At 40.3% G+C, this 14,539-nt stretch carries 11 protein-coding genes; 8 read left to right on the forward strand and 3 right to left on the reverse strand.

Going from position 1 to position 14,539, the window contains the following annotated elements; all coding sequences use genetic code 11:
* Positions 1 to 156: 156 nt before the first annotated feature.
* From KKB09_02710 to KKB09_02720, 3 genes are read left to right on the forward strand one after another with little or no spacing between them, the layout of a single operon-like run.
* Entirely contained in the window at positions 157 to 1,464 is a 1,308-nt protein-coding gene (locus KKB09_02710) for a UbiD family decarboxylase (protein MBU4300107.1), read from the forward strand.
* Positions 1,465 to 1,507: 43 nt separating this feature from the next.
* The gene (locus KKB09_02715) at positions 1,508 to 2,005 is read left to right on the forward strand and encodes a hypothetical protein (protein ID MBU4300108.1); all 498 of its coding nucleotides are present in this window, start codon (positions 1,508 to 1,510) and stop codon (positions 2,003 to 2,005) included.
* A 5-nt stretch (positions 2,006 to 2,010) separates the two neighbouring features.
* Positions 2,011 to 3,201 (forward strand): aconitase X catalytic domain-containing protein, encoded by a 1,191-nt coding sequence (locus KKB09_02720; protein ID MBU4300109.1) that lies wholly within the window; start codon positions 2,011 to 2,013, stop codon positions 3,199 to 3,201.
* Between the two features lie 4 nt (positions 3,202 to 3,205).
* On the opposite strand, the gene KKB09_02725 is transcribed toward KKB09_02720, so the two are convergent.
* From KKB09_02725 to KKB09_02735, 3 genes are all read right to left on the reverse strand, one after another.
* Positions 3,206 to 4,354 carry a restriction endonuclease gene (locus KKB09_02725; GenBank protein ID MBU4300110.1) on the reverse strand — a complete coding sequence of 383 codons (1,149 nt, stop codon included), beginning with the start codon at positions 4,352 to 4,354 and terminating at the stop codon, positions 3,206 to 3,208.
* Positions 4,344 to 5,282: an adenine-specific DNA-methyltransferase gene (gene yhdJ, locus KKB09_02730; protein MBU4300111.1), complete on the reverse strand. Its 939-nt coding sequence runs from the start codon at positions 5,280 to 5,282 to the stop codon at positions 4,344 to 4,346. Before yhdJ ends, KKB09_02725 begins: the two co-directional genes overlap by 11 nt.
* 79 nt (positions 5,283 to 5,361) lie before the next feature.
* Positions 5,362 to 5,712, reverse strand: a complete 351-nt coding sequence (locus tag KKB09_02735) for a hypothetical protein (GenBank protein ID MBU4300112.1) — start codon at positions 5,710 to 5,712, stop codon at positions 5,362 to 5,364.
* A 235-nt stretch (positions 5,713 to 5,947) separates the two neighbouring features.
* Here KKB09_02735 and KKB09_02740 point away from each other — a divergent pair, with 235 nt between their 5' ends.
* The 5 genes from KKB09_02740 to KKB09_02760 all read left to right on the forward strand — a co-directional run.
* Entirely contained in the window at positions 5,948 to 6,340 is a 393-nt protein-coding gene (locus KKB09_02740) for a DUF126 domain-containing protein (protein MBU4300113.1), read from the forward strand.
* Positions 6,341 to 6,355: 15 nt separating this feature from the next.
* The gene (locus KKB09_02745; protein ID MBU4300114.1) at positions 6,356 to 6,919 is read left to right on the forward strand and encodes a UbiX family flavin prenyltransferase; all 564 of its coding nucleotides are present in this window, start codon (positions 6,356 to 6,358) and stop codon (positions 6,917 to 6,919) included.
* Complete coding sequence (locus tag KKB09_02750) at positions 6,916 to 7,713, forward strand: isopentenyl phosphate kinase family protein (protein ID MBU4300115.1); 798 nt, start codon at positions 6,916 to 6,918, stop codon at positions 7,711 to 7,713. Before KKB09_02745 ends, KKB09_02750 begins: the two co-directional genes overlap by 4 nt.
* Before the next feature lie 15 nt (positions 7,714 to 7,728).
* Positions 7,729 to 8,253 (forward strand): tRNA (cytidine(56)-2'-O)-methyltransferase, encoded by a 525-nt coding sequence (locus KKB09_02755; GenBank protein ID MBU4300116.1) that lies wholly within the window; start codon positions 7,729 to 7,731, stop codon positions 8,251 to 8,253.
* A 784-nt stretch (positions 8,254 to 9,037) separates the two neighbouring features.
* Positions 9,038 to 14,539: hypothetical protein (locus tag KKB09_02760; GenBank protein MBU4300117.1), on the forward strand; the 5,502-nt coding region annotated here is incomplete at its 3' end.

Genomic DNA, 14,539 nt, shown 5'->3' on the forward strand with positions numbered 1-14,539 from the left:
TAAAAAGACGCCATCCAAAGGTGTTGTAATAATATTATGCCACATTTGCAAATTTTATGAACAATGGTCCGACAATCAAATGGATAAAAATCATTTAAAAAGCAAAAAATCAAATAGGATATATTATCAGCTAACTTGCTGATTACTGGCGATAGTATGGATTTGCGCGAATTATTAAATGCTTTGAAAAAGGACGGGGAACTGATCGAGATTGAAAAAGAAGTAGATGCGAATCTTGAGATAGCAGGCATCATAAAAAAGCTTGATGGAAAGGCAATCTTGTTCAAAAAAGTGAAAAATTCTGCATATCCCGTTGTCTCAGGAATTGCTTCGCAAAGAAAATATTTTGCGCTAGGTCTAGGCATAAAAGAAAGTGAAATTCTTCAGGCAATGGCAAAAGCAGCAGAAAAGCCAAAGCAATACAAAATCGTGGAAACCGCAGCATGCCAGGAAGTCGTTGAAAAAAATGTCGATTTGAATAAGCTTCCGATTCTTCTTCACACAAAGGATGACGGCGGAAGATATATTTCATCAGGCGTTGCGATTATCAAAGACAATGAATTCGGTCCGAATATATCATTTCACCGCATGATGCAGATTGGAAAAAATAAATTCACCGCGCGACTTGTAGAAAACCGCGGAACCGATGCCGCGCTGAAAAAGTCCGTTGGCGACCTCCAAATCGCAATATGCATTGGAAATCCAATACAGATTCTTCTTGCAGCGGCAATGTCTGTTCCGCGTGGCATTGACGAAGCAAAAATCGCAAACGCACTTTCCCCGACAAATTTTGTCAAATGCAAAACAAAAGATCTTTATGTTCCCGCGGACTCCGAATTCATTCTTGAAGGCAGGATAACACACAAAATAACAAAAGAAGGCCCGTTTGTAGACCTTACAGAAACAATGGACTTTGCGCGCGAACAGCCCATAATTGAAATCGACTGCATAACGCATAGAATTGATGCGATGTATCACGCGCTTTTGCCTGGAGGGCTTGAGCACAAGCTGCTGATGGGGATGCCGCGCGAGCCGACGATTTTCAACGAAGTGAACAAAGTCGCGAAATGCACTGACATAACAATCACAACAGGCGGATGCTCCTGGCTACATGCAATTGTGCAGATTGAGAAGAAATGCGCAGACGACGGCAGAAAGGCGATTGAAGCAGCTTTTCGCGGGCACGGCTCGCTGAAGCAATGCATTGTTGTTGACACGGATATCGACATCCGAAATCCTGCAGAAGTAGAATGGGCGATTGCTACAAGATTCCAATCAGGGCGCGGGCTTGTTGTACTAAAAGATGCGGACGGTAGCTCTCTTGACCCGTCTGCGCGCCACGAACCCGGAAAGAAAAGCAAGACCGACAAACTGGGAATTGATGCAACGATTCCGTTTGGCGCAGATAAAAATGATTTCAAAAAAGTGAAATATCAGGACGTAGATATTAAAAAATATCTTTAGAAAATAATCTAAAATGAAAGTACTGACTTGATTTGGAGGCGCTATGAACCCTAAGAATATTTTAGAAGAAGTAAGAAAACGAATATTCGATAGATTAGATTCTCTATTGGTATTAGATAAAGACAATTATAAAAATTGCGGACTAGGCTTCGAAGCATGGTTTAAAATTGAGGTACTTAAGGCACTTGAATCGCTAAACTATGATGTCAAGGTACGGAATATGGGACCTGATTTAGTTTTAAATAGTGTGAATGAAAAAACAATTTATATCGAACTTAAAAGCAGTAACGAATCTAACAACTACGCTTGGATTAAAAGTGGTTTAAAACAGAAGCACTCGCATAATCATAAAGCAGATATGTGTCTCTTCTTAATGAGATATCCAAATAATACAAACCCTAATGAAGTTCGTAAGTGGGAAAATAAATTAAAAGGAAAAAATGAAAACGACCTAATTTATTTGCCCGTTAATGACACGACAGGCATTACCGACATCTCAAAAGAATGGGTGGTGGGAATAATAGAAAAAAAGCAAAAATGATTTTTATGCAACTGACAAAAGAAGAAACCGAAATGCTTGCCGGAAAGCACGGGCGCGCGGCCCAAAAGTCAATGGAAATACTTGTCGCGCTGGGCGAGATTTTCGGCGCAAAAAGGCTTGTGCCGATAACTTCTGTGCAAGTGGCCGGGGTTTCTTACCATAATTTAGGCGATGCAGGGCTTGAATACTTATCAGAGCTTGCAAAAGACGGAAAAGTCCGCGTAAAGACAACGCTGAATCCCGCAGGCATGGATTTAATTGACTGGAAAAAGCTCGGCATAACTAAAGAGTTTGCACAAAAGCAATTGAAAGTGATTGATTCTTTCAAAAAGCTCGGGATTGAAATCACAATGACATGCACACCGTACCTTGCGGGAAATACGCCAAAAACCGGCGAGCACATTGCGTGGTCGGAATCATCCGCAGTTTGTTTTGCAAACTCTGTTCTTGGCGCGAAAACAAACAGGGAAGGCGGACCGTCTGCTTTGGCTTCCGCAATTGTCGGAAAAACAGCAGAGTATGGACTGCATCTTGACAAAAACCGGCAGGCGCAGATTACTGTCTTTGTTGATGCGCAGGTAAAATCAGTTGATGATTTCAGCGCCTTAGGATGCGCAATCGGGAAAAAGATTGGCGAGAAAATCCCATACATCAAAGGAATAAAGAAAGAAAATGCAACTCTTGACAATCTTAAAAATTTCTCGGCATCAATTGCGACATACGGCGGAACCGCGCTATTTCATATCGAAGGAATCACGCCGAACAAAACAACAGTTCCTAAAGAAAGTACAATAATCACCGGAAAAGATATTGATAATGCGCGTGCATTTCTTTCCGACGGCGAAGACGTTGACTTTGTCGCGCTCGGCTGCCCGCATGCTTCTTTGGAAGAATTGAAGGAAATCGCGAGCATGCTTGACGGGAAAAAAGTAAAGATAGAAACATGGATTGCAACATCGCGCTTTGTGCGCGACATAGCAGAGAAAAAAGGCTACATCGGAAAAATAGAAAAATCAGGCGCGCTCATTGCAACAGATACCTGTATGGCGGTCGCGCCATTAAAAGGGAGATTCAAATGCATGGCAACAAACTCTGCAAAAGCATGCTTTTACGGGCGCGGTTCAAACGGATTCAAAACGCGATTCGGAAGTTTGAAACAGTGCATTGAGGCGGCGGTGAGTGGAACGTGGAGATAAATCATCAATATGTTTTTTTATCGGATTTTTCCAAATCTTCTGCATCAATTAGATTAAACTCTACTTTACTTTGAATCATGATCTCATGAATAATCGACTTTAGATACCCGTTCTTAATCGCAATGTCAAGACAGTCCATCAATTTTGGAATGTTTACAACTTCCTCTATACAATCCATGTACTTTTTCACGATTGCCTTCACAGAATATATTTCTTCTGCGTTTTCTTCCATTTTTTGTAATAATACATCAACTTTACTTTCGGATTTTATTACAAATGTAATCGGATATCTTTCGATCTTATCTATATCCAACAAAAATTTATGCACATCCGTTGTTTCTGTAACTTGAAAGAACCTACCAAGCGGTTTCATAACGAAATCTATTCCACCATCATTAGCGTTAGTTCTTCCAGTTTTATACAAAACTAAATTTTGTTTTTTAAGATTGCTCAAATTAAATCCAAAATATATGATTTGATCGTGATAATAATACTTCAAAATACTGTAACTTGCAATCTCAAAAAGTCTTGCATCAACATTGGGTGCTAATAAACCCTTGATGAAAATAATCGCTTTCCCGTTTTCTGCTCCTTCCAATTGAATAATCTCCTCACATGATTTGATAAAACTTTCAAAGGATGACTGTTTTGCAGCCATGTAATTATCAATGATTTTAATAACGGTTTCAGCAATATTGATCTTTTCTTTCCCACTAGAAACAATAAGGAGCTTTTCATTAAACCAATAACGACGTGTTGTAACATCGCTAATTATCGGAGGATATTTAGCTGCGGGAAAATATTTTTTAAATTCTCCATTTAATCTATTATTGAATGCGTGATTTTGTAACTTTTGACCAAAGGGTAATTCTCTTTGCCGCCTGAATAAATCCGTGAATATTGCCCCTTCATAGTCTTTATAACCTCCATTTTTATGAAAGTCATTTTTAAGGTAGTCCTCTACTAAAACATAAATTACATAAATGTTAGCAAAACTACTCCTTGATTTAGAACCACTATGTGCTGATCGTGTTTTAATATTCAAATACTGAATCAGAAGAGATTTATCGAAGATATCCTCATAGGCCTCCCCAAAATCTTCTTTTAAAATTGCAATAATTTTCTCCGTAAATGAATTAGATTTATTGACCATGAAGCACACCTAATTTTTGTTGTTTTTGGTTATTATTTATAGATTTATTAATATTTTGAAGTCGATTAACACCCGTTTCAAAATAATCTTTGTCTAATTCTATACCAATTGATTTTCTGTTTAATTTCATAGCAACAGCAGATGTGGTGAACGTTCCTGAAAATGGATCTAACACAACATCACCAACGTTACTACTTGCTAAAATGATCCTATTTAATAAAGATTCCGGTTTTTGCGATGGATGTGTTTCATATTCGGACATTTTAAAACGAACTCTTGGAAAATACCACACATTACCCGGAACTTTTTTGCTGTTATAGATTGTCGGTATCGATTTTCTATAATCGATTAATTTTCGTTTTGCGCCGGTTTTTGCCTCCACAAGTATATCTTTAGAATTAAATACATAATCACCCTTACCTTTGACTGCAAAAATAATTGGTTCGTATAATGAACCATAGAACTTCTTTGCTTGAACTCCCGAACTATCATAATGCCAAATAATTCGTGCAAGAATATCCATTTTTTTCCTTAAATATGTGTCAAAATAAGGCATAAATTGAGTTGCACCCATCAAATACATAGAACCATTATCTTTTAGCTTTTGAATACATAAATCAATCCACTCGTAGCACCATGACATATATTTTTCATCGTTTTCCCATTTATCTTTATATCCATTAAAATTTTTCCCGATATTATACGGCGGATCCACAAATATCAAATTAACAGAATTATCTGGTATCGTTCTTAAAATTTTGAGCGCATCACCCCTCATTAAGTTATGACCGTTTAACTCAAAAAAATTTAGAACATTCGTTGTTTGATTCAATACATCATTATGTTTTTCGATTTGTTGGATCGAAATATTTGCAGTATTAAAATTAAACGTTTGTCTATTTTCCTGAAAAGATAAAGAATCATTCATTTTATTCCCCGCCCATCATTATTTTTTATCAGATTATGCGTTATATAACATTATCTTGTTGGACATATATATCTAAGCTCTATGAGTTGCCGATAGACGACTTCACACCTAAAAACTCCTTTGCGCCAAAGTCAAGCTTTTTTAGCATTGAAATTTCAGTAACAACGACGTCATAGTATTTTTTTGCCTCATTTAAACTTAATACGCCAACAATATTTACACTTCCTGAAGTCCAGATAGAAACGCAAATCTTCTTTCCATTCTCCCTTGGAAAGGTAAATGCCAAAATTGGTGAGCAGTCTTCGTTATTCACCACGCAATAATATTTAGATGATTTAACAATCTCGCGAAAATTAATGGGTAATATCGTTTTAGGTAATTTGCCAGTACAAACCATATTTGTAATTCTTAAACTTTCTTGTTTTACCATATAATTCAACTCAAAAAGAGTCAGAAATGCTTCCAAGTGACTCTAATAGACGTTAAAAGCAAACCTAAATATACCGCTCTATTTACCATTAACCCCTCAAATATTTAAGCTCTACCCTTCTGTCAAGCCGAAAAAATTGAGTGAAGCGAAGCAAACCCATTTAGCGCCACGTTAGATGAGCGTCTCAATATAATAAAAAAACCCTATATAAACCTTCTCCCAAATAGGTATTTTTATGGAGCTAAAAGCGCGCATCATATCCCGCGGCACTGCCTCGGGCGAATTATTAATCAGCAAAGACGCGATTTCGTTTTACGGAGGCGTTGATCCAAATACAGGCATTGTTGTTGAAAAGGGACACGCGCTTCTCGGAATTTCAATTGCAGGAAAAGTGCTTTATTTCCCGCGCGGCAAAGGCTCTACAGTTGGCTCTTATACATTATATCGCTTAAAGAAAAACAACAAAGCACCAGTTGCAATAATAAATTCCGAATGCGAGCCCATAGTTGCAGTAGGCGCCATAATTTCTGATATTCCTTTAATTGATAAAGTTGAGATTAAAAAGATAGAATCATACAACGGCAAAACTGTTAAAGTAGATGCAAATAAAGGCGTCTTAATAATATGAAAAAGTGATTCAAATATGAAAATTATCGTAGCAATCACAGGCGCAAGCGGCGCAACAATCGGCGCAAAGATAGTCGAAGCTCTGCACGATAAAAAAATCGAGACGCACGTCATTGTTTCTGAAGGCGCGAAAGTTGTCTTAAAGCACGAAACAAACAATTCTGAAGAAGTTCTGAACAAAATCAAAAAGAACGCATCATTTTTCTACACCGAAAAAGACCTTGCCGCACCCATAGCATCAGGCTCTTTCAAAACCGACGGCATGATTGTCGCGCCGTGCAGCATGAAAACCCTTGCCGCAATTGCGCACGGATATTCTGATAATTTAATAACGCGCGCGGCAGATGTCTGCATAAAGCAGAAAAGGAAATTAGTAATAGTTCCGCGCGAAACCCCGTTCAGCTCGATTCATCTTGAAAATATGCTCAAACTCTCGAATCAGGATGTTTGGATAATTCCTGCAGTATACGGCCTTTTTTTCAAGCCGAAAAATGCCGATGATATAGAATATTATATTGCAGGAAAAGTGCTTGAAGCATTTGACATAGCGCACAATCTTTACAAAAGGTGGCAGGCATGAAAGAAGTAATTTTGCTTAAAATCGGCGGCTCATTAATAACTGACAAAGCGGCGAAAGTTCCGAAAGTAAATCAAAAGAATCTTGCGCGAATCTCCAAAGAAATCTCGCAAGGATTCAATCCCGAAAAGCAAATTCTTGCCATAGTCCACGGAGCAGGCTCATTCGGGCATGTTATTGTCAAAGAAACTGGAATACATAAAGGCATATCAAACAAAGAGCATTTGCTTGCTTTTGCCGAAACCCAGAGGCTACAGAACGAACTAAACTCCGACGTCTGCAAAGAGCTGATAAAAAACAAAATTCCTGCAATGCCGTTTGAGCCGGCATCAACCGCAGTAATGGATGAAGGCAGGCTCATCTCGCTTGATACCGGCGCGCTTGAAGGAATGCTTAAAATCGGGCTTGTGCCTGTGCTTTACGGCGTTCCGGCATATGATATTGCGCAAGGCTGCTCAATTCTATCCGGAGACCAGATAATAACCTATCTTGCAAAAAGGCTGAAAGCTTCAAGAATAATACTTGCAACTGATGTTGACGGAGTATTTGATGCAGACCCGAATAAAAATCCGAAGGCAAAACTGATAAAGGAAATAAGCCGCGCAAATTTCGCAGAAATTGCCCGAAAAATATCCGGCTCAACAAACACGGACGTTACCGGCGGAATGTTTGCAAAAGTCAAAGAAATTTTTGAGATTAACGGGCTAACAGGTGAAATAATAAACGGCAATAAACAAAATAATATAAAGCGCGCACTTCACGGAGAAAAAGGCATTGGCACATTAATAAAAGCGTAACACCCAATAATTCTTATGATAACCGTCCTTCGCCTCAGCCACCGCTGCGCGCGCGATGCGCGCGCAACAACGCACGTCTGCCTTGCAGCCCGCGCACTTGGTGCTGATGAAGCAATAATATCCGGCGAGCATGACGAGCATATTCTAAAATCCGTTTCTTCGCTGTCCTCGCGCTGGGGCGGGAATTTCAAAATCCGCTACGAAGAAAAAGGAAATAAAATAATCAAAAAATTCAAAGGCGTGAAAGTGCATCTTACTATGTACGGCATGCCTGTGCAGGAAAAAATCAGCGAGATAAAAACTGCGGCAAAAGGAAAAAACCTGCTGATAATCGTTGGTGGAGAAAAAGTTCCGGGCGAAATATATCACGCCGCAGACTACAACATTGCAGTAACCAGCCAGCCGCATTCAGAGGTTGCCGCACTTGCAATATTCATGCATGAATTCTTCGAAGGCAAGGAGCTTCTGAAGAAATTTACTCGGGCAAAACTTGCTGTTATGCCGATGGAAAAGGGAAAAAAGGTTCTGGGGAATATGTAATTCTTGGTTCATCTGTTTTGAATTGATTCTCACTTCTCTCGGCTCAAACTCGAAATAATGCAAGTTGTCGAACTGCGCGCATCGGAAAGTATCAAGCTTTATTCCGGTCCTGAAGGATAAGCCGGACGCATAAAAGAACAATTGGCTTGCGACTTTCTGCTCATCTTCTTTTTCCGCTTCGGGCTTGAAATCAAGGAGGTAAATCAATCCGTTTCTTACTTGCAGAAGATCTATGTGCCCGCAGATCCCTGCATTACGATTCTTTTCCCAGAACCAGACAAGGACTTCGCATGCGACTGTTGAGGAATCGTTTATCAGCATAAAGTTTTCGACAAACTTGTGGCGCTCTGCGTTTCTTTCAGATGCTTTCAAAGCGAAAACGCCAATTTGCAGGCAAGGTTATGTGTTCTCTGAGTTTTAATTTGAATGCTTGATGATGCTTCGGAGCACCTGTTTTTTATTGTGCTGAAATAATCCGGGCATCCACTCTCGAAGCTTTTGAAACCAAAGCGATTTGTGGATCCATTCACTCCGCTTACGCTCCGTTCTTGGCTTTTTTATCTGCTTCGCATCCAAAAAATGGTTCGAAATCATGTCTAGGGGGGGTCGGTTTTTCAAAAATTGCAAGCATTTATATATGCGTTCACAGACAATAAAAAAGCATAGGGAATAAAACAATCGTACTGGCAGTTATCAGGCTATGAACTGATGCTTTTGTTTGATACTGTAGCATTTGCATAGTTGGGTACAGTAAATATAACGAGATATTATTTGAGGGATTGTTTTGGTTTCTAAGGCGTATTCTGGAAAAAAGCTGTGGATTTTAGCGCTTATTGCCTTCCTTATTGTATCAGCAACTGCTTCTGCATTTTCTTTTTCGGATTTGTTTTCTCTTTTTGGTATTGGAGCAATGGCGGATGCGCCGATTCATCATACAGTGTATCTTGTTTCTCCGTTGAACAATTCGTATACGAACCAGAACAACGACACTTTGCAGTTCGTGTATAATCACACGGGCTCTTTGACAGGCGTTGTAAACTGCACTCTGCTTCTTGACGATGTTGAAGTAAATTACACTGCCGCTGTTGCGGCAGATACGAACACCGCCGTCCTTTCGAACCAGACGATTTCTGAAGGCGCGCATAACTGGTGGGTGAACTGCACGAACGGGACTGCGAGTGAATCGAGTTTGGATGTTGGGTGGAATTTTACGTTTACGAAATCGCCCATGTGTTCCAATGGCACATACTATTGGAATACGACCGGAGGATACAACATAACTGCTCAAATGGAATGCATAAACGCAACAATCTATTATTCTGTTGACGTGTATGTAAAAAATGGCGCCAATTGGACGTGCAATAACTGCACCCTCATATCGAACCAGACCGCATCATTTGAAGATGAAATACATTGGACGTCAGGATCTTACACCCATTACAACAAAACAGTATTTACATATACGGGTTCTTTTGGCAGCAAACAACACGTTTCTGAAGCAGGCAGCAGGATAATTTTTCACAACTCTGTTTCACCTGCAACAGATAGTTTTTATTATATGGACGGTGATATTGATGTAGTGAACTCCACATTCAAGTACACTTTTCAATATCAAGGAGGGCTTGGCAAAACGCTGACGATAAGCAACTCAAACATGACTATTTTTGGAGACTGGTATTCTAAGGGTACGATAAATATGACCGCTCCAGCATCAAACCTCAACTGGGTGGTTTTGCGCGGCGATAACAGCAGTATTTATGGTTACGCAAATATCACGGATACTGGAGGCGCTTGGATTGCAACTGCCACTACAACAAGGCATTATCCAATTTGCATATACAATGACACACTTAACAGCACAAACGTGGGCTCTGGAAAATATGTTGCCATATACTACAACGGAACGAAACTATCAAATTCAACAACTGATTCAAATGGGTGTATTGAGGTATCACGTGAGTTTGCCCAATCGACATACAACAAAACCCACAGCATTATTGCCTGCGGATCCGAAAGACAAGCAAACCTGAATTTCTTCACAAACACTATGCAAAAAGATAATTCCGGCTCTGTCAAAGGTATTATTTACAGCAATATAACTGATTGCGGCATAAACCATGCGCCTTTCATAGACAACGCATCCGTTTCACCGGCAAACGGCACAGCAAATATTGAAAGCACTAATATCACTCTGAGTGCCAGCTTCGGCGACTGGGATGGAAATATGATGAATATTACATTTTATGATGCAGATACCAATTTTGTGATCTGTGAAAAGACGGAAATTGCGGATGGAGGCAACACATCTTGTGTATGGGCAGTAAATTATTCAACCTCATATCGCTGGCGCATAAATGTGTCTGATGGAACAAATATAACCCAAAGCGACATATATAATTTCTCAACAAGCGAATATCCGACATATGTCTCTTTCGATGTCAAGGGATATTGGGTTAGTGCCGGAAAGATTGAGATTTACCTGAATGACACATTGAAGTCGACAATCAACCCGACAGATTTTACCAACGACAACTACCGCGCCCCAACCAATTTGCCTGAGAACGTTAGCAAATCTCTTGGCGTAGTAAACACAAGCAATAATTATGTTGTAAAAATAAGGGTCATCAATACGAATGCAGGAACCGCATTATGGGTGAGGCTCACAAACATACACGTAAAAAAGAATGGGGAATATCTGCGGTCTGCCAATTGGACAATTACCAAAACCAATGAATCATTTATTGCAAAGAACGTATATGGACGCCAACAGACACTAACAGTAGTCAAGAATGTTTACGACAGCATACCAACAAACAACTATGTTGAATATTCATCACAAATTCTTGCGCAGTATCCCGAACTAAGCATAACGCCTTCGGGCATTATTTTCGGCCCCGAGAATCCCCAAAACAAATCCAGTACGATTAACATAAGCGCAACTGTCTTTAATATCGGCTCTGCAAATGCCAGCAATGTATCCTTGGACTTATATGTGGATGGCATAAAAATGAACAGTTCACAAGATTTTAGTTTGGCAAAAGGAAAAAATAAAACGGTTATACTCTATGAGAATTATGCGTATTTAGACGGCGCGAAAAAAATCGATGTCCGGATAAACAGCACGAATGACTCAATACCCGATAACAACAATGCTGTAAGGTACATAACACCGAACCACCCGTACATGGTTGTCAATAATTTTACTGAATCGCCGCTATATGTTTATCAATCAATTTCGCCATATTCTGGATTGAAAACCGCCCTTAAATCAACATGCGATTTGCAGTTAAACGTAAATTTAACCAATAATACACTCAAAGCCAGATACGCTACGTATTTTACTGCATGTGCGGATCTCTACACTAATCAAACATACCGGGATAAAGCTAAGGAAATATTATTGACTGCAAACGATGAGTTTTCAAATGTTGGCTGGAGCTGCGGCGGAGTAATGGACTACTATTATAATGTGGAATATCTCCAGGAGTATTTTCTGGCTTTTGACATGCTCAGAGGGTATCTAAATTCTACAGAATACGAACTTATCGAAGATCGTTTGGTTGAACAAGCACTAGATATTAAAGAATTCCGGGACAACTACTTTGTAGGCGCCGGAGGTTACGAAGGCATTCCAAGAACACGTGGCAACTGCACCATTGTTGGGGACACCAACAATGCAGGATACCTTGCAAACGGAGTCTCCATGACTGCATCTATAGGTCTTATGGGATATACCGGAACAAAAATAGATGAATTGGATCCATATAATTTTGCCCGAGATAGCTTCAGAAACGAGTTTGTCGAAGATATGAATGGAGATTCACAACCTCAGGCACGCATCAATTCCGAAGCCGGAGGTTTTCAATATCAGGGCGGTTACAGACTTCAGACAATAGCTTATCTTGCAAACGGTCTGGCAGTATATGGCAAGTTTTTCGGACCAGCAGAGTTTCAGGGAAATGCCTTGGCTAAAGGTGTCCTGCTGCAGCCAGTATATCATATTACACCAATATGGACTGAACCGGCAGGAAAGGGAGAATCTTCGGGGCACGCAACATATGGAGAAATGTGGTTGCTTACAGACCTTTTCTCAGGACTGGAGAGAAAAAATGTGGCATGGTATGCTGCTGAAGTACTAAACAAAACACCAACTCTTGCAAGAGCTGAAATCACCCAGTCCACACACTTTACGAAAGGGCTTTTCTGGAACTATTCAGAAAGTTATACTCTTCCGTTATGGAACGGTTCTTACACCTATGTTGAAGAAAACAATCTCAATCCAATCGTAATTTTTAGAAGCGGTCCGGGACATTATGATAAATGGATGAAAGTTTACGGCATAAACGAATCAAGCGCCGCGAATGCAGAGACAACAAGAACGTATCAGGGGGCGTACACCATCTGGAGCGACAGGGCATACCTTGTTGTCGAACGGGCAGACGAACGCGGATGGGTAAACACCACTGCAGAAAACGAACAGGAAGGCGGGATGGGATTTTCATCATTCATATTCAATAACACATTAGTACCCTCTCGACATGAGACGTATTCGCCATTGACAAACCCCGCTGAATTAGTCAGACACTACACTTCAAGCCAGATAGATTATTCAAAGCACAGAATAACTTTGAGCAAATTCAGGGATCTATCCACAGATACTGAATCAATAAAACCCGCAATAAATTGGAACCGGACAGTGCTATTTCCGAAGGATTATTTTATTGTATTGGATAGCTTAGCATCCACATCACCATATGATTTTGATATGACTATACATTATGGTGGAACAGAAGCAGACACTTCCGAGGTAACGAACACAGATGACCCTGCAGACAGAAACCTTCCTGTTAAAGGCGAACTAAATATTGGAAATGAAAGTGTTTCATGGTACGGCGGATGGAATCAGACAAACGAGACAGTTACAATAGAAACGAACACCATCAATTGGACAACCGAGAGCGTAAAACGTGTTTACATAAATCCGTTATGGGGCACAAATGATAATGTTAGTATCCGGACATATATTGCGCCATCCACCAATATTACTAACGACAGAACAGGGCACCAGACAGGAGAGCTCTCAAATAATTCCCGAGATCATATGTGGCACCCCTACATAAAATCCCGGCAAGTTGGGAACAATGTAAAGTACATCACGATCCACGACACATTTAACACCACTCTTGGAAGTATAAAAAACGTAACAACCGTATCGGTTTCCGGAGGTTCTGGCAATGATTATGCAGTCAAGGTTGTAAATTCTACATTCATAGACAGAATAACAAATACTGATGGCGAATACATAACATTTGATTCTTCATACGGCTCAAATGCGGAGCAATCTTACAGCAGAGGATACGCAAACGGCACACTTCAAAGCATATTCATGATATCTGGATCCAATTACACATTCAACGGCATAACTTACTTGGATGCAACCAAACGCTTAACATATCTTCATGCAAACGTAACCTCGGGCAACTGGACAATCAATGCTGAAGGATTTAATGAGACAAACCTGACGGTGTATGCAACATGCAATGGAGCTACAACTATCCTTCGGCAAAGCATACTCCAAACCAAAGATGTCGATTGGGGCTGTTCTGGCGCATCTTTCGTCTGGATAAACATGACGTTTGACAGCCCGACAACCTATGATATACTTGGTAGTATGGAGTCAGATACAATGCCTCCATCAATAACCTTTGTTTCTCCAAAATGGCTAAACAATTCGCAAAGGCCGGAGAATTGGGCATATGTAAATATCACGCTTAACGAGCAGGGGAATGTTTCATTGCTGGAATGGAACAATGGAACGTTAGCAAATTACACAATGCATGGCTCAGGGACAAATTTCTACATTAACATGACAGATCAGAATGGGACGATAACCTACAAAGTTTATGCAAATGACACTGCAGGGAACATGAATGTCTCGGAGACGATGACCGTGACTTTGAACTATACGTCCGCCAACACTTTGACAGCATGCCAGGATCTGACGATAGCAGGAGGCAGCTACATTCTGGTGCAGAACGTAACATCGAACGGGACGTGCTTCAATATTCTAGCCAACAACATAATCCTAGACGGCGCAGGATTTATGGTGAATTATTCGCAGGAAGTGACGGGGTACGCAATCAATAATACCGGCGGCTATGATAACATCACCATAAAGAACCTAAATATTGTTCAGGGGAATTCATCCGTATCAGCCGCCCACGCAATCGAGGCATACGGCATGGCAAACAGCCTCATAGAAAATAACGCCATAACTACTTCCGGC

It is taken from the genome of Nanoarchaeota archaeon (assembly GCA_018897155.1).
Classification (GTDB): domain Archaea; phylum EX4484-52; class EX4484-52; order EX4484-52; family LFW-46; genus LFW-46.